Raw genomic sequence first — 20347 nt, 5'->3', positions numbered from 1 at the left:
AGAATCACCGTGGCAGCTTGGCGATCGCTTCGCTCAATTCGTGGATCTCGTAGGGCTTGCGCAGGATCGGGAAATCGCCGCGCACGCCTGCGGCGACTTCGCTGTAGCCGGTGGCGAGCAGGATCGGCAGGCCGGGGCGGATCTGGCGGAGGTGATGGGCGAGGCTGAGCCCGTCCATCTTGCCGGGCATGACGATATCCGAGAACACGAAGTCGACGCCGTTCTTCTCGATCTCGCTTAAGGCGGCTTCGGCGTCCGCGACCCGGCGCACGTGATAGCCGAGCTGCTCCAGAAGACCGATGCTGACGGCGGCGACGTCCGGATTGTCCTCGACCAGCAGCACCGTGCCGCTGCCTTGGAACGCCGGTTCTCCCGCCGCCTCGCGCGATGGCTCGTCTTCTCCGCGCGGCAGGAGGATGGTGAAGGTCGTGCCCTTGCCAAGCGCGCTCGCGACCCGGACCGTGCCGCCGGCCTGATGGGCGAAGCCGTGCACCTGGGAGAGGCCGAGGCCGGTGCCTTTTCCGATCGGCTTGGTCGTGAAGAACGGCTCGAAGATCTTGTCGAGAACGTCGGAGGGAATGCCGAGGCCGGTATCGCTGACGTCGATCGCGATGAATTCGCCCACGAGGGGGTCCTCGTCGAGCACGAGATTGCGCGCTGCGATCGTCACCGTGCCTCCGTCGGGCATCGCGTCGCGGGCATTGATGACGAGGTTGAGCAGCGCGGTCTCGAGCTCGGAGACGTCGGTCCTGATCGGCCAGACGTCGCTGCTGACGTCGAAAGCCAGGCGCACGGAGCTGCCGACGCCGGCGTCGAGCACCTCGCGGATCGCCGCGATGCGGTCGGCGAAGTCGATCGCCTGCGGATTGACGCTCTGCCGCCGTGCGAAGGTGAGGAGCTGATTGGTCAGCGCCGCGCCGCGCCTGGCGGCGGTCTCGATCGCCGAGATCGCGCGCTGAAGCTTGGCTTCGTCGTCGGCCCCGCGTTTCAGCATGTGGAGGCTGCCGCTGATGATCATCAGGAGATTGTTGAAGTCGTGGGCCACCCCGCCGGTGAGCTGGCCGAGCGCATCGAATTTCTGGGATTCGGCGAGCTGCTTCTGCATCGCCTCGAGCTTGATCTGGGTATTGCGGCGCTCGGTGATGTCGCGCGTGATCTTGGCGAAGCCGACCAGCTTGCCGTCCTCGTAGATCGGATCGATCACGACGCTCGCCCAGAAGAAGGTGCCGTCCTTGCGGACGCGCCAGCCTTCCTCCTCGTAACGGCCCTTGTCCCGCGCGATCCCGAGCGCACGGGCGGGCTTACCGTTGGCGCGGTCGGTCTCGGTGTAGAAACGGGAAAAGTGCTGGCCGAGGATCTCCCCGGGCGAATAGCCCTTGATGCGCTCGCCGCCGATGTTCCAGCTGGTGATGATCCCGGTGGGGTCGAGCATGTAGAGCGCGTAGTCCGCGACCCCTTCAACCAACAGGCGGAAACTGCGTTCACTCTCGAACAAGTCTCTCTGCTGACTGAACTTCTCGACCATTCCCGGACCCTGCCTTAACGGGGGCAAACGCCGCAGGTGGCGGATTGTTCCCCGAGCTTGGAACCTTTTTAGGCAATATTGCGAGCCCGTATGCAGGGCGCAAGCCAGGGGATGCTCTTGACAGCCGATCCTATTCGTCAGATATTTCTGTTATGACAGAAATAACAGGAAGAAAGAAACTCCCAGCCGCCGTCGAGCGCTTCATCCTGCATTGGGGTGACATGGGGGACCAGTGGGGGGTCAATCGCTCGGTCAGCCAGATCCACGGGCTGCTCTATCTGGCCGAGGCGCCGATGACGGCCGAGGACATCGCCGACACCCTCGGCATGGCCCGCTCCAACGTCTCCAACTCGCTCAAGGAGCTGCTCGCCTGGAACCTGATCCGGCGCGTCCCGATTCTCGGCGATCGCCGTGACCATTACGAGGCCGAGACCGACATCTGGGAGGTCGCTGCCAGGATCGCGGCGCGGCGCAAGGAGCGGGAGCTTGATCCGGCGATCACAGCGCTCAGGGCCTGCGTGTCCGATGCCGCCGACGATCCGACCATCAATCCGGTCGCGAGCAAACGGCTGAAGGAGATGCTCGCCTTCACCGAGCTCGCCGACCACTGGTTCATGCAAATGCTGAAGGTGCCGCGGCCGCGGCTGGTCGCCTTGATGCGGCTTGGCGAGAAGATCGCCAATCTGCTGCCGCTGGGCAAGACCAAATAGGTTTGAGGAGGGTGCGATGACGTCGGCAAGATTATCAGGCTCCAACGCATCGACCTTCGCTCACACGAAACTGCTCGACGATCGCCGCTTCCGCGCGCTGCTGTCGGACGAGGATTGGGGCCGGCTGCCGCTGGCGACCTGGCGACGCTTTTCGAAACGCGTCGCCGACGGCGACAGCGTCGTCTATGTCGGTGTGGTCGATGAGATCGGCTTCAGCGGCATCGGCTGGTGGTTCGCCCAAGCCGCGCGCCTGATCGGCGGTCCGTTGCCGACCGGCCGCGACACCGGCGTCCCCATCGTCGTCACGGTAACCGAAGACGCCGGGGGCGGCGGCCAGACTTGGACCCGCATCTGCGCGCGCAAGCGCGGCTTTCCGCAAGTGATCCATTCCGCCAAACGCTTTGCCGGCCCGACCGGGCTCGAGGAATATGTCGGCTTCGGCGTCTCGATGGCGCTCCGCATCGCAGTCGAGGACCAGGCGCTGACGTTTCGCAGCGCCGGTTATGGGCTCCAGTTTGGACGTCTGTGGATTCCGCTGCCGCGATGGCTGACGCCGGGCGAACTCACGGTGACGCACAGCGATCTCGGCGAGGGCGCCTTCCGCTTCACCCTCGATGTCGTTCATCCGCGTTACGGCGCGCTGATCCACCAGTCCGCCATGTTCAAGGAGGCCGTGTCATGACACAGCTCATGTGGACGCTCATCGCCATCCAGATCGTGATGGGCGTGTTCGACACCTTCTATCACCACGAATTCACCGAGCGCCTGGCCTGGCGTCCGTCGCAGCGCTTTGAGCTGAAGCTGCACGGCATCCGCAACATGCTTTATGCGCTGCTGTTCCTCGTGCTCGGCTGGCTCGAAGTTTATGGTGTGCTAGCGCTGCTGGTCGTCGCGGTGCTGGTTGCCGAGATCGTCATCACGCTGATGGATTTCGTCGAGGAGGATCTGAGCCGGAAGCTGCCGCCGAGCGAGCGGATCAATCACACGCTGCTCGCGATCAATTACGGCGCCATCCTGGTGCTGCTGCTGCCGGTGCTGATCGACTGGGCCATGCAGCCCGTCGGCGTGACGGTCGTGTATCAGGGCCTGCTCAGCATTGCCGCGATGGCCTGTGCGGTTGGTGCGGCGCTCTGCGGGCTCAGGGATTTCGCGGCGATGCGCCGGCTCGGCCGCATGCGAAGCGTTCCCGCACATGGGCTCGTCGAAAAGCTCTCCGGCCGCAAGACCGTGCTGATATCAGGCGCCACCGGCTTCATCGGCAGCCGCCTCGCAGCGAGCCTCAGCGGAGCAGGGCATCAGGTCATTGCGCTGATCCGCAATCCCGCGAAGGCCGATATTCTGCCGCCGCCGGTCACGCTGATCACCAGCCTCGATCAGCTCGCCTCGGACACGCCTATCGATGCCATCGTCAATCTCGCCGGCGAGCCGATCGGCAACGGCCTGTGGACCGAGGCGAAGCGCGCGAAGATCCTCGGGTCGCGCATCGACATGACAGGCGAGATCGTAAGATTGATCGCGCGGCTGGAGCGCAAGCCCGAGGTGCTCGTCAGCGGCTCTGCGATCGGCTGGTATGGCCTGTGGGCCGACCAGGTGCTGACGGAATCGGCGAAGTCGCACGCCTGCTTCAGCCACGAGCTGTGCGCGGCCTGGGAGGCGGCGGCGCGACCGGCGGAGGAACTCGGCGTCCGCGTGGTCAATTTGCGCATCGGCCTCGTGCTCGGCACCGAAGGCGGCTTCGTCACGCGCATGCTGACGCCGTTCGAGTTCGGGCTCGGCGGTCCCATCGGCACCGGGCGGCAGTGGATGTCCTGGATCGAGCGCGACGATCTGATCCGGCTGATCGCCTATGTGATGGCGACGCCTGATCTGACGGGTCCCGTCAATGCCACCGCGCCGATCCCCGTCACCAACGCAAAGTTCAGCGAGGAGCTAGGCCGCCGTCTGCATCGACCCGCCGTGTTTCGCATTCCCGGCGGCCTGCTGCGCCGGATCGGCGGCGGCTTCGCCGACGAACTCCTGCTCGGCGGCCAGCGCGTGCTGCCGAACAAGGCGTTAAGCCGCGGTTTTGTGTTTCGCCACGAGACGCTGCGAAGCGCGTTCGAGGCGATCTTGTAAGGCCGTGCGGCGTCAGACCGCCGCCACGCTCCGAAACGTCGCCGCCACCGCGCGCAATGCCGCCAGCTTGGCGGGATCGCTGACCTTCGAATGCAACATCACCTTCGAGCTGCCGAGTTTCGGCAGCTTGTGCGTCGGCCCAATGTCGACCAGCCCGGGAGGCGCGATCCGTCGCGCCAGCGGCGCGACTGCAAGTCCGGCGAGCGCGGCTGCCACCACGGCAGTGACGCCGCCGCCGACGAAGCGCTCACGCCATTTGAGGCCGGCCTTGTCGAGCGCGCGCACGGCGATGGCGCGAACGCCGCAGGGTGGGGCGAGCGTCGCGAGCGGCAACTGTTCGCCCTTCGGCACGGCAAAGCGTCGTGATGCGAACCAGCCGAACTCGTCCTCGGCCAGCGTCTCGCCGCCGCGGCGGCTGCCTTCCTGGCGCACGATCACCGCATCCAGTTGGCCCGAATCATAGGCCTCCTGCATCTCGCGCGAGAAACCGATGGTGACGGCGAGCGTGAGGTTCGACGACATCGCATGCAGGCGTTCGAGCAGGGGTACCAGTTCGGGGCCTGCGGCGTGATCGGAGATGCCAAGCGAGAGCGACTGCGCGACTGACGCCTCGCCCGACAGCGCGCGATCATGCGCCGCGATCAGGGCGCGGGCGCGCTCGAGGAAGGTCGCGCCGTCTGCCGTGAGCCGGACTGCGCGCGGCGAGCGCTCGACGAGGCGCTTGCCGAGCAGCGTTTCCAGCCGTTGCAGCTTCAGACTAACCGCTGCCTGCGTCGTGCCGAGCGCTTCGGCGGTCCGCGTAAAGCTCTGGAGGTCGGCGACCAGCAGGAAGGCTTGGACCGTGGCGATGTCGAGCGTTGCTGTCATTATGATATCTTATCACTGGTATCAACAGAGATAAGATACCAAAATGTGGAGGGCGGGTCTAGCTTCTCCCCAACGCCGCGCAACACTTGCGCGACATCCGAGGAGAACGACCATGCCGCTGATCACCGTGTCCTACACCACCTCCCGCCAGTCGCCTTCGCTGAAAGCCGACATCGCGAGCGCCGTGTCCGAGCTTACCGCAAAAATCCTGCACAAGGATCCGGAGGTCACCGCCATCATCGTGAAGTCAGTGGAGGCGGGCGACTGGTTCGCCGGCGGCAAGTCGCTCGCGGAGCAAAAGCTGGCGAGCTACTGGATCGACATCCACATCAGCGAAGGCACCAACACCAAGGACGAGAAGGCCACCTACCTCGCCGCGATGTTCCAGCGCATGGCCGGGATCCTGGGCCCGCTGCATCACGAGACCTATCTGCATGTCGACGAGGTCAAGGGCGACGCCTATGGCTTTGGCGGCCTGACCCAGGAACGGCGCTACATCGCCGGCAAGCTCGAGGTTTCGCCGGAGAAGGCATGAGGAGCGAGGCCGCGGGTGAACGACCGCACCCGCGGCCTGAACCGGTTGGGCCTCCTGATCGTCAGCTCGCTATGCGAAACTGAACTTCGTCCTTGTTCAGGAAACAGGTCTTGTCGAACAGCTTCAGGTCGAGCGGGTTTGGCAGCCTGACATCGTCCAGGTCAGGGCAGGGCTTGAGCGAGGGATCATAGGAGCGGTCGATCTGCGAGATAAAGACGACGATCAATCCCTTGTCGCGCGCGAATGATTTCAACGCGCGCACCTGAACGGTGAGGTCGGGATTTTCCCGCCGCTGGTCGAGCAGTTGCAGATAGTCTATCACCACGACCGTGCCACGCGGTGCTGCGGCCATCTGCTTGACGACGTAGTCGGCACTGATGGCGTCGGAGCAGTCGACCTCGAAGAGTTTGTCGAGTTGCGCGAGGTCCACGCGGATCGCCCGAAAGCGATCGAAGACGTCTTTCTCGGTGTATTCGAGCGAGAAGAACGCCGCGCGGTGGCCCGACCGCATCGCCTCCACGGCAAGCTCGAGGCTCATCAGCGTCTTGCCCTGGCCGGGGCGCGCGCCGACCAGCACCAGGTCGCCCGGTCGGAATTGCGGGAAGAGCCTGTTGGCCGGCGTCGCTGCGGCCGCTTTCGCCGCGAGCATGCTCCAGGCGGAAAAGCCTTCCGTCGCGGCGATGCGGTCGAGCGCATCGTGCAGCGGGATGCCTTCCTCGCGGGACAGGCGCTTCGCTCTTCGCTTCAGATGATAGATGGGTGCAGACAGTCTCATCGCAAAAACCTCCCATTGCGAGCTGAAACGCAACCCCTCCTTATGCCTGGCGCTCGAACAGTCGGTCCGATGGTTTAGTCGCCCGGCATGACATCTGCTTTCCCGGCGGAGGGGGGAGGCGTGGGCGACACCGGAATCGACCGTAGCTGATTCCGGCTTTGCGGAGAATGAGAGAGACCGGAAGTTAGACCGCCGCTTCCGGCATCAGCATCCGGGTCGGCCCGAACAGCTCCTCGAAGGCCTGCCGGAGCGCGACGTCGACATCGGCCATCGTCACGAGCTGGCCGAGATCGACCAGCGAGGTGACGCCGTAGCGCGGATCGGCGACGCCGCAGGGCACGATGCCGGCGAAATGCGAAAGCTCCGGCTCGACATTGATGGCGATGCCGTGGAACGAGACCCAGCGCTTCAGCCGGACGCCGATCGCCGCGATCTTGTCCTCGTGCTCGGGTCCCTTGTCGGGCCGCTTGACCCAGACGCCGACCCGGTCCTCGCGCCGTTCGCCACGGATGTTGAAGGCAGCGAGTGTCCGCAGAATCAGCTCTTCAAGGCTCGCGACATAGGCCCGGACATCCGGCCGGCGGCGCTTGAGGTCGAGCATGACATAGGCCACGCGCTGGCCGGGCCCGTGATAGGTGAGCTGGCCGCCGCGCCCGGTGGCAAAGGTCGGGAATCGGGCATCGAGCAGGTCGGATTCCTTGCCGGAGGTGCCGGACGTGTAGAGCGGGGGGTGCTCCAGCAGCCAGACCAGCTCCAGGGCTTCACCGGCGGCGATCGCCGCGACGCGCGCTTCCATTTCGGCCACGGCCTCCGGATAGGGCACGGGCGCGTCCGAAATCCGCCACTCCACCGGCTCGCCGGAGGAGGCGGAAAACGACGTCAAATCGAGCTCTTGGCGGGGGTTTTGGGGTGAATTAACCATTGGCTAACCATAACCGGGTGATGATCGCAGGCGCAAATACCAAGTCCCTAGTCCTAGTCCCAAGTTGCGGTGGTGCTGAAGTGCCTACTCTCGACAAAGTCACCGTGGATCTCATGGTCGTCCTCGGGACGACCACCATGCCGATCCACCAGGTATTACGTCTTTCCCGCGGCGCCATCATCGAGCTGGACGCAACCGAGGCCGACGAGGTCAAGGTTTTGGCCAATAATTTGCCGGTCGCCTCCGGCGTCGTGCTGGTCGACCGCAACCGGATCGCGGTCGAGGTCAAGCAGATGCTGCCACGCATCCCGGGCACGCGGTAGCGGCCTGGGCACGCGGTAGCGGCCTGGGCACGCGGTAGCGGCCCGGGCACGCGCAGCCGCCTGGGCAGGCGGAAAAGGCCGATCCCGGCGCGAAGAGCCGGAACTTTCCTGCCAAGCTTGTGGAATTCAGGGCCTTTGGAGGCTTGTACCCCTCTGATGGATTTGTTAGATCGGCGCCGTTGATCCGGTTGGCCTTCAAGCCTCAAGCCGGCATCCCCAAAAGCGCTCGTGGCGGAATTGGTAGACGCGCTGCCTTGAGGTGGCAGTGAGTAAAATCGTGGGGGTTCGAGTCCCTCCGAGCGCACCAAGCAAACAGACACGCGAAGGATCTTTTCGCGATCTTCAATGCCCGCCGGGTTCGCGCTGCGGACCCTGGAATGGGGCCTCCAGAAGTCTCCGATTTTTGATCTCCCGGCCGAGGGTTCGCTCCGTCGGCGCGGTCCTCGTTCGCGACCCCTAATCACTGCGGCAAGGCCAGCAGCAGCCACGCGCCGGCGGCCACACAGGCAATGCCGGCAGCGCGCGCGATCCAGCGTCCCAAGGGCGTGACTTTCTCCAAAAGTACAAGCAACGACAGAAGCGCGATCCAGAGCACGTTCATCACGCCACCCACGAACAACAGCGCCATCAAAACCCAGCAGCAGCCGACACAGTAGCCTCCATGCCGAAAGCCCAGCAGCACGCAGCCTCGCAGGTCGCTGCGAAAGCCGCCGTGGCGCATCAGGAATAGAAAGGGCGACTGACATTGGGCGAGGCAGACGTCTTTCAGCCGTGTCCATTGATAGACGCCCGCCGCGATCAGCACGATGGCGCCGAGCAGGTTGCTCGCGATCGCCATCCGGGAATCCAGCAGGGCAGCCCGCTCGATCGCCCATTGGAGCAAGGTGGTTGCCAGCGAAAAGCCGCACCAGGCGAAAAGATAACCGGCAGCAAACCAGCCGGTCGCGGCGAATGGCTTGCCTTGCGCTTTGCCCTGTCGGCCTACGCGGGCGTACATCAGGATCATGGGCGCGGCAGAGGGAGCCATCATTCCAACCATCATCACCGCCCACATCAGGAACACATAGGCGAACTCGATCGTTCGCCACGGCTCGTTGGCCGGCAGCATGATTCCGGTCCCGGCCGGGATCATGCGGAACTCGGTCATGTCCATGCCGCCCATGTCCATGTCGTTGGCAAGCCAGAGCACATAGCTCCATGCCAGCGCGACAATGAGGACGATCGCACCGCCGACGATCCAGCGATCGCGCCGCAGCACGGCTTCCAGGGGGCTGTCCGTCATTTGCGATCGATATTGTGCGATCGATGTTGCCAGCGCCGATACAGCCGGTATCGGGAGTTTACCATCACGCCTGGTTCGACCAGCGGATCGGTGCATACAGGCCGTTCCTGCCGGAATTATCCCAGCGCATGCCATGATCGCTAAAGGTATTGCCGGCGGCGCCGACGGCCATCACCATGGCGTCGGGGCTGACCGGATGGCCGATGTTTGTCCACATCTCGCCGCTCGGATGCATGGTCGGTAGCGGATCGACCGACATGTGCAGGATGCCGGGTATTTCCGCGGAGCGCGTCTTCCCGTCGATCCGGAACGTGATCGGGACCTTGCGCACCCCAAGGTTCTTGCTGATCAGCGGCGCGAACGCGGCCATGGGACCGCCGGCACCGCCGGTGAAGATTGCAGCCAGGGCCTCGGTCTGGTCATCGTTGGCGCGCTGATCGATATAGGCGGCCACCGACCAGTCTCCGTCTGCCATGACCCCAGGTGCGTGGAGGATGACGAGCACATTGAGCTCATCGAGCGCGATATCGCCATAGCGGCCGGTCTCGATGTGGAAGATCAGTGGTACGTTGCAGAAGCCCTCGGTCGGTCGCGCGGTCAACGGGGGCGCCGCCGACACCAGGCAGGGACACACGATGCTGCAACTGCAATTCTCGAAATAGTCACCGGAAAGGTGCCATGGGACATCCGCCATTGCTGTCTCCCGCTTGGCCGAACCCGATAGATGCTTTCGAATGAGCTACGTAGAGTTGAAAATTACGCTTGGTTGGGAAGCTGCGCAAGCCGATTCCACCGATGCCGGGCTTCTCTTGATTGGTCTGCGTCGGCAAGCACTTCCTCCGGCGCGGATGACCGTGGAACGATGGCCGTCGGAATCGCATTGCAGTCGGTGAGGTCGCTGCGGAAATGCCGGCTCCGGCGCATGGCCATGTTCCTGATGGTGGAGAACGATGAAAGACAGCGCGTCGGAAGTGACCGACATCAGCGACGCCGTTCACTTGTGCATCGACATGCAGAACATCTTCGCTCCTGGCGGTCTCTGGGAGACGCCATGGATGGCGAGGGTCTTGCCGACGATCGCCTCGATCGTTTCTCGACATCAGGTCAGAACGATTTTCACGCGATTCATCACGCCGGAAGATCCGGAAGATCGGCCCGGACAATGGCAGAGCTATTTTCGTCGCTGGCGCGAAGCGACCCGCAAACATCTTCCGCCGTCGGGCCTTGAACTCGTGCCCGCCCTGAGCCGCTTCGTTCCGCCGGCTACCGTCGTCGACAAGCCGGCCTATTCGGCGTTCAGCAATCCCGGCCTCGCGAGCTTGCTGATCGAGAAGAATGTCGGCACGGTCGTCATCACCGGGGCGGAGACGGACGTCTGCGTACTCTCGACGGTCCTGAGCGCCGTCGATCTCGGCTTCAGGGTCGTCATCGTCGAGGATGCGCTGTGCAGCTCGTCCGACGTCGGACATGATGCACTGATGACGATGTACCGCACCCGCTTTCACGGTCAGGTCGATCTGATGACCGCCGAGGAATTGGCGGAGTTCTGGCGGGAGTAGGGGACGATCCGGTCAATTGAAATTGTCGCCGAGCATGTTGTGGAAGGCGGTGGCGACGGCGGCAATGCCGCTGGCGCCGTGCATCAGCGCGATCTCGCCCTGCTGCTCGTGGCGAATGGCGTGGGCCATCACACGCAGGCGCAGATCGCCGCCGCTATGCCACATCTGGTCAGCCATCCTGACGGCGCCGGCGTGATGCTTGGTCATTGTTTCGACGAACAGCGTGTCGAATTGATCCGCCGGCGCGGCCTTGACCTGTCGCATCTCGGCCTGTGTCAGGAAGCCCGGCATGGCGGCACGTTCGTCTGAGCTGCAATCGGGCATCTCGGTGTCGAACCAGCTCAACCACCACGTCTCAAAAATCCGGTTCTCGCCGGTCTGGCTCGCGACCATCAGCATCGCCAGCTTTCGCAGATGCGGGTCCTGCGCGCGCTCCGTTGCGGTCCGGGCCAGCTCGATGCCCTGGGCATGATGCGCGGTCATATGACGGATGTAACTCTGGTCCGCGTCCCTGTCGCGGCCCATCCATGGCGGCTCGTACCCATGGCTGCCGAACAACGCGGTCGCGCCGAGCAGCGCGATCAGAGCCAGCGCGCCGGTGATCCAGGCATTGGTGAAGCGAGCATCGCGCGCGGGTGCCGCGCCTCGCCTCCAGCGCAACCGGGCGAACAGGGGATACATCACGGCCGAGGAGGCGTGAACGAGCAGGCCGATCCAGTAGGGCTGCTGCAGCGTGAACAGCGGCTGCCAGAACGGAAACAGCGGCACCAGCACGAACCATTCCATGCTCGACGAGAACACGGCCCAGGGCAGTGCGAGCAGCAGGATCGTGAGCGGCCGCAACTCGGCGGTCCAGCGCCCGAGCACGCCGAAGAAGACCACCGCCCAGGAGAAGTCCGCCCATTGATGGAAGGCGATCCCGGCAAGCACCGCGCTCCACGACGGCTCTGCGCTGATCGCCCAATCGCGCGCGGGAATGGCGGCGACCGTCATCCAGTCGACGGCGGCATCGCGTCCGAGGCGCGCGGCGAAGAGCTGGCTGACGATGGTCGAGAAGGTGCTGCTGATCAGGCCGAGTTCGGCAGCGGCGACCCAGCGCGAGCGCCGCCGTGAGGCGCCTTCATCAGCGGGGCGAATTGAACTGGAAATGGCTGACGGCGCGGCGGCGTTCACGTCAGCTGATTGAGTTTCTTCAACGGATTGAGCTCGCTCGGCTTGCTCTGTTCGTCCCGGCCGCGCTCCGCCTGCTCCTTGCCTTCCTCATGGAGATCCTGATCGCCGACGATCTCGCCGACGGCCTGTTTCGCCTTGCCAGCGATCCGCTGACCGAGGCCCTTGGTCTTGCTCATGGTCTGCCTCTAGGCTCACGCCGTGACCCCGGCGCTTGAAGGGGGATGAGCGCCGGGGCCGCAGTTTCGTCTATTCAGCCTCCGGCAGGGGGGACGTCGGAAGCGTTGAATGAGACTCGCTGACGCGCGGATGGTTCCTCGGCCGTCATCTTGGCTCGAGTTCGATGATCACGCCTTCATTGCCGCGGAGCAGGATTGAGGCGCCCGGCAACGGCTCGGACGGCAGGTCGAGATGCGTCGACATCAGCAGGCGGCCGCGACCTTGCCAATGCCATTTCCGCGGCTCGGCGGCGATGTTGAGCACGACCAGAATTTCCTTGCCGCCATCCGTCCGCCTGTAGGCAAGAACGTCGTTCTGCGATCGTAGCGGCTCGTAGCCGCCGCGGCGCAGGCAGGCATGCTCACGCCGCAGCGTCATCAGCGCCCGAAACAGCGCCAGGATCGAACGCGCGTCGCGCTGCTGCGCGGCCACGTTGGCTGCGCCGTCGGGCGGCTCCAGCGGCAGCCATGGATCGCCGGTGGTAAAGCCGCCGTTGCTGCTGTCATCCCATCGCATCGGCGCGCGTTCAGGATCGCGGCAAAGGCCATACCCCGGAACGAGCTTCTCGAAGGGATCGTGGACGCGGTCGGGCGGAATGGGAACGCGCTTGCGGCCGATCTCGTCGCCCATGAAGAAGAACGGCGTTCCCCGCAACGTCATCAGCAGCATCGCCAGCACCCGCATCTGCGGCTCGCCAATCTTGCTCGCGATCCGCTGCTTGTCATGGCCACCGATCACCCAGACCGGCCAAGCATGATCCGGGATGGCGTTGTAATACGCGTCGATCGTTGCTTGCAGGGACAGCGCATCCCATTGCGAGTCCAGCAGCGCGAAATTGAGCGGCAGATGCAGGCGCGGTCGGTCGTTGCCGTAGAAGTGGCCGATGCGGTCGGTCTTGCCCTGGACTTCGCCGCATAACATTCGTCCCGGATAACCGTCGATCACTTCGCGGATGAATTCGATGCAATCCATCGTCTCTGGCCGATCGTCGGTAAAGACGGGCGTCTGGCGCTGCGGCGGCGGCTTGCATCCCGCTTGCGGGTTATGCGGATTGTCACGCAGCAGCGCGTCCTTGATCAGGACGGCGCTGGCATCGACCCGAAAGCCGTCGACGCCGCGATCGAGCCAGAAGCGCATGACATCGGCAATCGCGGCGCGCAACTGCGGGTTTCTCCAGTTCAGATCGGGCTGCTCGACCAGGAAGGAATGATAGTAATATTGCCGGCGCGCCTCGCACCACTCCCAGCCGCTGCCGCCAAAGCGGCTCAGCCAGTTGTTGGGCGGACCGCCATTCTCGGCCGCGTCGGCCCAGATGTACCAATCGGCCTTCGCGCTGTTCCGTGAGCTGCTGCTCTCGACGAACCAGGCGTGATCGTTCGCAGTATGATTGGGCACGAGATCGAGGATCAGGCGGATCCCCGCCGTGTGCAGGGCCTTGAGCAGGCGGTCGAACGCGTCGAGGTTGCCGAACGCAGGGTCAATGGAGCAGTAGTCGGAGATGTCGTAGCCGAGGTCGCGGAACGGGCTCTTGTGGATCGGCGTCAGCCACACCGCGTCGACGCCGAGCCATTTCAGATAGTCGATCCGCGAGGTCAGGCCGGCGAGGTCGCCCTTGCCGTCGCCGTCCGAGTCCTGGAACGAGATCAGTGCGATTTCGTAGATGACGGCGGATTTCCACCACGCACCTTCGTTACGGGACGCCTCGCTCATTGCCTTGCATCACCTCGTCTTGCATCACCTCGTCGTGTGGCCTTCAGGTACGTCCCGTCGTAGCGTTCGCTGCGATCTGCTTGGCCGCGGTTCGGGCGCTCTCGATGCCCTTGGGATAGCCGCTACGGTTCGGATACAGCTTGCGCCGTGCGTCGCGCGGCGGCCGCTGCGGCTTGGTATCCTGCGCGGCGCGGTAGTCGAGCATCGCGATGCCGCCGACCATCAGCAGCGCCAGCGCGATATTGCCCTTTTTGGGATTGTCCGCGGTCAGCCCCGAGAGCAGCGCGGCGGCATCGAGGCCGTCGCCGCCGACGCGGGCCCACAGGCCGGCGTTCTTCTCGACCGAGAGCGTCATGATCCCGGCCAGAATCTCGCGCACGCCGAAGGTGCGAACCAACGTCTCATGGCCTTCCATGCCCAGCGTCTCCGTGACGCGCCGCGGGGCGAAGAATTCCACGACGCCGAGACCGATGCTGAACCAGCCGAGCGCACGGGCGAGCTGGTCTTCGGGCCGCTTCAGGCTCGGGCCGCCCTCGACGATTTTCGGGTCGCCCTTGGTGCGAACGATGTTGGAAAAATGGAACATGGACTTACTCCTCAGGGCTTCAGCACGACCTTGACGCAGGAATCGCGCTTGTCGCGAAACACCTGATACATCTCGGGGCCTTGGCTAAGCGGGACGGTGTGGGTGATGACGAAGGACGGATCGATCTCGCCTTCCTCGATGCGGCGGAGCAGGTCGTCGGTCCAGCGGTTGACGTGGGTCTGGCCGGTGCGCATCTGCAGGCCCTTGTTCATGAAGGCGCCCATCGGAAGCATGTCGGAGAATCCACTGTACACGCCGGGCACCGAGATGATGCCGCCGGGACGGCAAACATAGATCATCTCGCGCAGCACGTGCGGCCGGTCGCTCTCCACCATCACCATCTGCTTGGCGCGATCGAGCAGCGTGTCGGGCAGGGAGGCCATCACATGCGACTCCATCCCGACGCAATCGATACATTTCTCGGGGCCTCTGCCGTCGGTGAGCTCCTCGAGCCGCTCCAGGACGCTTTCGTTTTCGAAATTAATGGTGGTGGCGCCGCCGGCTTCGGCCATGCTGAGCCGTTCGGGAAGGCAGTCGATCGCGATCACCTGGTTGGCGCCGAGCAGGATGGCGCTGCGGATCGCCATCTGCCCCACGGGCCCGCAGCCCCAGATCGCGACCGTATCGGTCGGCTCAATGTCGCATTGCGCGGCGGCCTGCCAACCAGTCGGGAAGATGTCGCTGAGAAACAGCAGCTTCTCGTCGGGAATGCCGTCGGGCACCTTGATGTGGGTGGCGTCGGCGAACGGCACGCGCAGATACTCGGCCTGGCCGCCGGGATAGCCGCCGGTCAAATGCGTATAGCCGAACAGGCCGGCCGTCGTGTGTCCGAATGCCTTGTCTGCCAGATGGCGTTTGCGATTGGTGGTTTCGCAGACCGAGTAATTGCCGCGCTTGCACTGGTCGCATTCGCCGCAAATGATCGTGAAGGGCACGACGACGCGGTCGCCCTTCTTCAGCTTGCCGTCGACGCCGGAGCCGACCTCGACCACTTCGCCCATGGTCTCGTGGCCCATGATGTCGCCGGGCAGCATGCCCGGAATGTAATTGTGAAAGAGGTGGAGGTCCGAGCCGCAGATGGCGCAGCTCGTGACTTTAATGATCGCGTCGCGTTGATCCTGAATCTCAGGATCGGTGACGGTGTCGCACCGAATGTCTTCCTTGCCGTGCCAAACCAGCGCCTTCATCTCTGTTCTCCCGCGAGCTACGAGGCATCCAAGTCGAACAACGAACGATGGTTGCTATCGTCCAGTGCAAAATCTTCGCGCCGCACCAGCCTGTGTCCCGATAGGAACGAGCGGCCATTGCGGTGATTGGAGCGTCATCAATCCCACTCAAGGACAAGCGAAGGATACGCTCATGGCCGCCAATCAACTCGCCGTCGTCACCGGCGCCTCCACCGGCATCGGCCTGGAACTCGCCAGATGTTGTGCCAAAGGAGGCTTCAACCTTGTCATCGCGGCGGACGAGCCCGAGATCGAGAGGGTGGCCGTCGATCTTCGCAGGCTCGGCGCCAGCGTCGAGGCGGTCGAGGCCGATCTCGCCACCACTGAAGGCGTCGACAAGCTCTGCGCCGCGGTCGGCGACCGGCCGATCGACGCCCTGCTGGCCAACGCCGGCGTCGGCCTCGGCAAGGCCTTCCTCGATCAGGATTTTGCCAGGATCAAGCACCTCGTCGATACCAACATCACCGGCACGCTGTATCTGATCCATCGCGCCGGCAACGAGATGCTTCGCCGCAATTCGGGCCGCATCCTGATCACCGGCTCGATCGCCGGATTCACGCCGGGCAGTTTTCAGGCGGTCTACAACGCCAGCAAGGCCTTCCTCGATTCATTCTCATTTGCACTGCGCGAGGAGCTGCGCGACAGCGGCGTCACCGTCACCTGTCTGATGCCGGGCGCCACGGAAACCGAGTTCTTCCGCCGAGCCGACATGATGGACACCAAGGTCGGCACCGAGCAGAAGGATAGTGCCTACGACGTCGCGAAGGCCGGCTTCGACGCCATGTTGCGGGGCGAGTCCGACATCGTAACCGGCATGAAGAACAAGCTTCAGACCACAATCGCCAACGTCACGCCGAACGAGATGTTGGCAAAACAGCATCGCAAGATGGCGGAGCCGGGCACGGCGAAGTCGTAGAATAGTGCCATCGCAATCTGTGCTGGGTGGTGCGGCAGATCCCGCGGACCAACAAAGGAGCACGCCGATTCACATAGCCTAATGCGTAAAACTCCCCGAGCCTTCAGACTGGTTCGGCTGGGAAAAGGGGGCTGTGATGCCGATGGATCGCGTCGAACAGGCCTTTGTCGCAACGGCGATCACGGGCTTTCTGGTGATGATGGCGGCGATCGTCTGGATGATGATGGGCTGACGGCCGGGAGGGCTGCTGATTGCGGATCGCGTTGCCCTATGCTGCGGTGCTCCTGTGCCTGGCGGTGACCGCCTGGCTCGCTTTCGCGCATCTATTCTGATCGCTATCAGGCTCAACCGTGCGGATCGGCGATTAGCGCGGCCAGCCTCTGAGCCATCGCCGGCAGATCGATCGGTTTCTCCAGGATCGGCACGTCGTGGAATTCCGGACTGATCGTGACCTTGTCGTAGCCGGTCGTGAAGAGGAACGGTATGTTCCGTGCCTTAAGTTCGCGTGCGACAGGAAAGATCATCTCGCTTCGGATGTTCACGTCGAGCACGGCGGCATCCAGGATGCCGCCATCTCGCAGGATCCTGAGCGCGTCGTCGAGATCACCGGCCGGCCCCGCGACCTCTGCACCGAGCGCCTGACATGCCTTGCCAATGTCATCGGCGAGAAAATATTCGTCCTCGACAATGAAGATCCGCCGCCCCGTGAGCGGCGAGAGTGGATCTGACGGTGCAGGCGAAATCGCCATGGCGCTTCCGTGGCTTCCTTCCGGCGGGTAGGAACATTGGGCGGTGGCCCGCCTTGGTACAACGTTACAACCGAAAGTGGGTTCCATGAGCAACCGCGACATCATCGTCATAGGTGGCTCTGCCGGCGCGACCGCACCGCTGAAGCAGATCCTGGGCCGGCTGCCGCCGGATCTGCCCGCGGCGGTGTTCATCGTCCTGCACATCCCGGCGCAGGGCATCGGCATTCTATCGACAGTTGCCAGCAGTGCCGGCCCGCTGCCGGTCCGGCAGGCCGAAAACGGCATGAGGATCGAGCCCGGCCAGGTTTATCTGGCCGCACCTGACCATCATCTGCTGCTGTCCGAAGATCGCGTGTTCCTCGGGCGCGGTCCGCGCGAGAACATGGTCCGGCCGGCCATCGACGCCTTGTTCCGCTCGGCCGCCATCAATTACGGCCCGCGCGTCATCGGTGTGCTCCTGAGCGGCCTATTGTCGGACGGTGCGGCCGGTCTCAACGCCATCAAGCGTTGCGGCGGAATTTCGGTGGTACAGGACCCCTCGGACGCCATCGCCGATGAAATGCCAAGGAGCGCCCTGGAGGCGACCATCATTGATCTTTGCGTCCCCGGCGCCGGAATGGGCGATGTCCTGTCCGATCTCGCCAGGGAGGCTGCCGGCGCCGCGCTGCCGATCCCGCCGGAGATCCGGCTCGAGGTCGAGATCGCGGCCGGCGAACGGATCGGCAGTGACCGTCTCGTCTCGATGGCCGATCCGGTTGCGCTGACCTGTCCGGCCTGCGGGGGCGTGCTGTCCGAGGTGAAAGAATCGCACCCGATGCGCTTCCGGTGCCAGGTGGGCCACGCCTTTGCCGCCGACGTCCTCGCAAAAGAGCAGGAGGGGCAAGTGGATGAAGCCCTGCGGATCGCACTGCGCATCATCGAGGAGCGGGCTGAGCTGGTGCAGCGTATGGCCGCCGACGGCCGGCGCAACGGCCGGCCTGCGGTTGCCGACATGTACCAGGCGCGGGCTGCCGAATATCGCGAATATGCCGACATGATCCGACGCGTCGTGCTAAAGTCGCTCGATCCTCCGGTTCGCAAGCGGGAGGCTTGAGGTCGCCATGACCATTTCCCTCGCCGAATGGACCGAGCAGCTCGATACCGAGCGCCGCCATCTGATCAAGGCCGATCAGGATATCGAGGAGGGTTGCCAGCGCATCCGCGATCAGGAGGAGCGGATCCGTGAACTCAGTGCCGGTGGCCACGACGCAGGCCAGGCGGAGCGGCTGGTCGAGGTGCTGAAGCAGACCCTGACGGAATGGCTCCGCCACCGCATCCTGATCGAGCAGCGGATTAGCTATCTCCGGCAGCAAGTCGGTCCGGAGTGATCCAGGGGGCGTTGGCAGGCCGCCTGGCTCCATGCCGGGCGCGTACATCTCTGGTCGGCAATTGACACCGATGTTCGCCGTATGGAACGCAGCGCGACGTTTCCGCCTTCCACCTGTTGGGATAACATCATTTCTGATATTGCCGCGAGCGGGCGTCCCGCTTCACGCCAATGAATGAGAGCTACCGAGACCATGCATGAAATCGGCGACCAATCGGTCGAAACAGAGCGCCAGACCAGGTCCCCGCTGGTCATCGGGGTGGGCGCCGCGCCGACAGCACTGGATAGCGTCGAGCGGTTCTTTTCCAAGCTGACCGTGGGCGCCGATCAGGCCGTCGTGCTGGCGCTGCAACATCACGAGGCGCTCGACGAGCCGCGGCTGCGCCGGATCGTGCAAAACTCCAACGGCGGCAAGATCGCCGACATCAGCGACGGGCAAACCATCGAGGGCGGCACGATCTATCTGTGCCCGCCGGCGCAGATCACGACGATCCAGGGCGGTCGCTTCGCCGTCCGCGCGGCCGAGCAGGCGCCCGGCGAGCGGGCAACAATCGACAGCTTCCTGGTCTCGCTGGCGGAAGAACGCGCCGAGCAATCGATCGGCGTGATCCTGTCCGGCATCGGTGGCCACGGCACGCTGGGCACCGCGACGCTGAAGGATCATGGTGGTCTCGCTATCGCCGAAAAGGGCGCGAGCGACGAGGCTGAGCATCTCGAGGACTCCAACACGCCGGCGGCGATCGCCGATTATGTGCTCTCTCCGGAAGAGATCGCCGAGCACATCCAGGTCTATGCCCGTCATCTGCGGCGGCTGGAAGAGAAGCAGGGGTTCGACGAGGTGCTGGCCGCTGCCGCGACCTCGCTGTCGCGCATCGCCGACATCCTGCGCAGCAAGACCGGCAATGATTTCCACGGCTACAAGCAAAACACCTTCCTGCGTCGCGTGCAGCGGCGGATGCAGGTGGTTCAGATCGCCGAGATTTCCGCCTATGTCGATTTCCTACGCAACGACGACGATGAGGCCCAGCACCTTTTCAACGACCTCTTGATCGGCGTCACCGAATTCTTCCGCGATAAGCGCGAATTCGAGGTGCTGGAGAGCCAGATCGTCCCGAAGATGTTCGAAGGCAAGAGCGCGGGCCAGCAGGTTCGCGTCTGGGTGCTCGGCTGCGCCACCGGAGAGGAGGCCTATTCGATCGGTATCCTCCTGCGCGAGCACATGGCCAAAATGGACTCCGTGCCGCAGGTTCAGATCTTCGCGACCGACATCGACGGACGGGCGCTGGCGGCCGCGCGCGTCGGCCGCTATCGCACCAAGATCGAGACGGACATGACCAGCGAGCGCCTGGCGCGCTGGTTCGTGCGCGAGGGCGATACCTATTGCGTGGTCAAGGAGCTGCGCGAGATGTGCATCTTCTCGCAGCACAACGTGACCAAGGACGCACCGTTCTCGAAGCTCGATCTCGTCTCCTGCCGCAATCTGCTGATCTACCTCAATGCCGAATTGCAGAACCGGGTGATCCCGCTCTTCCACTTCGCGCTTCTGCCGGATCGTTACCTGTTCCTCGGCAATTCCGAGAACGTGACGCGGCATCCAAAACTGTTTGCGCCGATCGATCGCCGCGCCCGCATCTTCAAGAAGCTCGAGACCGGAACGCGGCTGCCGCCGGAATTTCCGATCACGACCGTCGCGGGCAGGGCGCCCGCCGAGGTGCCGCCGTTGCGCTCGTTCCGCCCCGACGTCGGGCTGGAGCGCCGCGCGCAACGGGTCGCGGAGCGCTACGCGCCCGCT

Annotated in this window: 22 protein-coding genes and 1 tRNA gene; 11 read left to right on the top strand and 12 right to left on the bottom strand. The window is 64.2% G+C overall.

Translation table 11 applies throughout. The features are described from left to right. Positions 1-4 precede the first annotated feature (4 nt). The gene (locus AC0L27_RS16780) at positions 5-1525 is read right to left on the bottom strand and encodes an ATP-binding protein (RefSeq protein ID WP_473319712.1); all 1521 of its coding nucleotides are present in this window, start codon (positions 1523-1525) and stop codon (positions 5-7) included. Positions 1526-1677: 152 nt separating this feature from the next. Here AC0L27_RS16780 and AC0L27_RS16775 point away from each other — a divergent pair, with 152 nt between their 5' ends. From AC0L27_RS16775 to AC0L27_RS16765, 3 genes are read left to right on the top strand one after another with little or no spacing between them, the layout of a single operon-like run. Continuing rightward, complete coding sequence (locus AC0L27_RS16775) at positions 1678-2235, top strand: GbsR/MarR family transcriptional regulator (protein WP_354209347.1); 558 nt, start codon at positions 1678-1680, stop codon at positions 2233-2235. A gap of 16 nt (positions 2236-2251) precedes the next feature. Then, complete coding sequence (locus tag AC0L27_RS16770; RefSeq protein WP_354209349.1) at positions 2252-2917, top strand: DUF4166 domain-containing protein; 666 nt, start codon at positions 2252-2254, stop codon at positions 2915-2917. Further along, on the top strand, positions 2914-4350 hold the full coding sequence (locus AC0L27_RS16765) for a TIGR01777 family oxidoreductase (protein ID WP_354209350.1): 1437 nt from the start codon (positions 2914-2916) through the stop codon (positions 4348-4350). The genes AC0L27_RS16770 and AC0L27_RS16765 overlap by 4 nt, the downstream gene beginning before the upstream one ends. Before the next feature lie 12 nt (positions 4351-4362). Here the strand turns inward: AC0L27_RS16765 and AC0L27_RS16760 are convergent, their stop codons facing one another. Beyond that, positions 4363-5217, bottom strand: coding sequence for a LysR family transcriptional regulator (locus AC0L27_RS16760; protein ID WP_473319710.1), 855 nt, complete (start codon positions 5215-5217; stop codon positions 4363-4365). Positions 5218-5329: 112 nt separating this feature from the next. Here AC0L27_RS16760 and AC0L27_RS16755 point away from each other — a divergent pair, with 112 nt between their 5' ends. Beyond that, on the top strand, positions 5330-5752 hold the full coding sequence (locus AC0L27_RS16755; RefSeq protein WP_354209352.1) for a tautomerase family protein: 423 nt from the start codon (positions 5330-5332) through the stop codon (positions 5750-5752). Between the two features lie 61 nt (positions 5753-5813). Here the strand turns inward: AC0L27_RS16755 and AC0L27_RS16750 are convergent, their stop codons facing one another. Then, on the bottom strand, positions 5814-6527 hold the full coding sequence (locus tag AC0L27_RS16750; RefSeq protein WP_354209353.1) for a DNA helicase: 714 nt from the start codon (positions 6525-6527) through the stop codon (positions 5814-5816). A gap of 184 nt (positions 6528-6711) precedes the next feature. Beyond that, entirely contained in the window at positions 6712-7449 is a 738-nt protein-coding gene (gene lipB / locus AC0L27_RS16745) for a lipoyl(octanoyl) transferase LipB (protein WP_354209355.1), read from the bottom strand. 80 nt (positions 7450-7529) lie between these two features. Here lipB and AC0L27_RS16740 point away from each other — a divergent pair, with 80 nt between their 5' ends. Together AC0L27_RS16740 and AC0L27_RS16735 are read left to right on the top strand one after the other, a co-directional pair. Continuing rightward, positions 7530-7772, top strand: a complete 243-nt coding sequence (locus AC0L27_RS16740; RefSeq protein ID WP_007603171.1) for a FliM/FliN family flagellar motor switch protein — start codon at positions 7530-7532, stop codon at positions 7770-7772. A 222-nt stretch (positions 7773-7994) separates the two neighbouring features. After that, positions 7995-8079: transfer RNA gene (locus AC0L27_RS16735), tRNA-Leu, on the top strand. 153 nt (positions 8080-8232) lie between these two features. Here AC0L27_RS16735 and AC0L27_RS16730 read toward each other — a convergent pair. Both AC0L27_RS16730 and AC0L27_RS16725 read right to left on the bottom strand, forming a co-directional pair. Beyond that, the gene (locus tag AC0L27_RS16730) at positions 8233-9054 is read right to left on the bottom strand and encodes a DUF2182 domain-containing protein (RefSeq protein WP_354209356.1); all 822 of its coding nucleotides are present in this window, start codon (positions 9052-9054) and stop codon (positions 8233-8235) included. 64 nt (positions 9055-9118) lie between these two features. Beyond that, positions 9119-9748 (bottom strand): DUF1326 domain-containing protein, encoded by a 630-nt coding sequence (locus AC0L27_RS16725; protein WP_354209357.1) that lies wholly within the window; start codon positions 9746-9748, stop codon positions 9119-9121. 256 nt (positions 9749-10004) lie between these two features. Between AC0L27_RS16725 and AC0L27_RS16720 the strand changes: the two genes are divergently transcribed. Then, on the top strand, positions 10005-10613 hold the full coding sequence (locus AC0L27_RS16720) for a cysteine hydrolase family protein (RefSeq protein ID WP_354209358.1): 609 nt from the start codon (positions 10005-10007) through the stop codon (positions 10611-10613). Between the two features lie 12 nt (positions 10614-10625). Here the strand turns inward: AC0L27_RS16720 and AC0L27_RS16715 are convergent, their stop codons facing one another. From AC0L27_RS16715 to AC0L27_RS16695, 5 genes are all read right to left on the bottom strand, one after another. Continuing rightward, complete coding sequence (locus AC0L27_RS16715) at positions 10626-11786, bottom strand: DUF305 domain-containing protein (protein ID WP_354209359.1); 1161 nt, start codon at positions 11784-11786, stop codon at positions 10626-10628. Further along, positions 11783-11962 (bottom strand): CsbD family protein, encoded by a 180-nt coding sequence (locus AC0L27_RS16710; RefSeq protein WP_007603181.1) that lies wholly within the window; start codon positions 11960-11962, stop codon positions 11783-11785. The genes AC0L27_RS16715 and AC0L27_RS16710 overlap by 4 nt, the downstream gene beginning before the upstream one ends. 145 nt (positions 11963-12107) lie before the next feature. Beyond that, on the bottom strand, positions 12108-13712 hold the full coding sequence (locus tag AC0L27_RS16705) for an alpha-amylase family glycosyl hydrolase (RefSeq protein ID WP_354209360.1): 1605 nt from the start codon (positions 13710-13712) through the stop codon (positions 12108-12110). A 43-nt stretch (positions 13713-13755) separates the two neighbouring features. After that, complete coding sequence (locus AC0L27_RS16700) at positions 13756-14298, bottom strand: hypothetical protein (protein ID WP_354209361.1); 543 nt, start codon at positions 14296-14298, stop codon at positions 13756-13758. Between the two features lie 11 nt (positions 14299-14309). Further along, on the bottom strand, positions 14310-15485 hold the full coding sequence (locus AC0L27_RS16695) for a zinc-dependent alcohol dehydrogenase (protein WP_354209362.1): 1176 nt from the start codon (positions 15483-15485) through the stop codon (positions 14310-14312). Between the two features lie 172 nt (positions 15486-15657). Here AC0L27_RS16695 and AC0L27_RS16690 point away from each other — a divergent pair, with 172 nt between their 5' ends. Continuing rightward, the gene (locus AC0L27_RS16690) at positions 15658-16440 is read left to right on the top strand and encodes an SDR family NAD(P)-dependent oxidoreductase (RefSeq protein WP_354209363.1); all 783 of its coding nucleotides are present in this window, start codon (positions 15658-15660) and stop codon (positions 16438-16440) included. 344 nt (positions 16441-16784) lie between these two features. On the opposite strand, the gene AC0L27_RS16685 is transcribed toward AC0L27_RS16690, so the two are convergent. Further along, positions 16785-17189: a response regulator gene (locus AC0L27_RS16685; protein WP_354209409.1), complete on the bottom strand. Its 405-nt coding sequence runs from the start codon at positions 17187-17189 to the stop codon at positions 16785-16787. Positions 17190-17274: 85 nt separating this feature from the next. Between AC0L27_RS16685 and AC0L27_RS16680 the strand changes: the two genes are divergently transcribed. From AC0L27_RS16680 to AC0L27_RS16670, 3 genes are all read left to right on the top strand, one after another. After that, entirely contained in the window at positions 17275-18282 is a 1008-nt protein-coding gene (locus AC0L27_RS16680) for a chemotaxis protein CheB (RefSeq protein WP_354254989.1), read from the top strand. Between the two features lie 7 nt (positions 18283-18289). Then, complete coding sequence (locus tag AC0L27_RS16675; protein ID WP_354209365.1) at positions 18290-18556, top strand: hypothetical protein; 267 nt, start codon at positions 18290-18292, stop codon at positions 18554-18556. Between the two features lie 192 nt (positions 18557-18748). After that, on the top strand, positions 18749-20347 hold a 1599-nt coding region (locus AC0L27_RS16670), incomplete at its 3' end, for a CheR family methyltransferase (RefSeq protein ID WP_473319705.1).

The sequence above is a fragment of the Bradyrhizobium sp. Ken51 genome (assembly GCF_055807435.1).
Note: the sequence above shows the minus strand (reverse complement) of the source record. Positions and strands in the feature narration are given on the sequence as shown.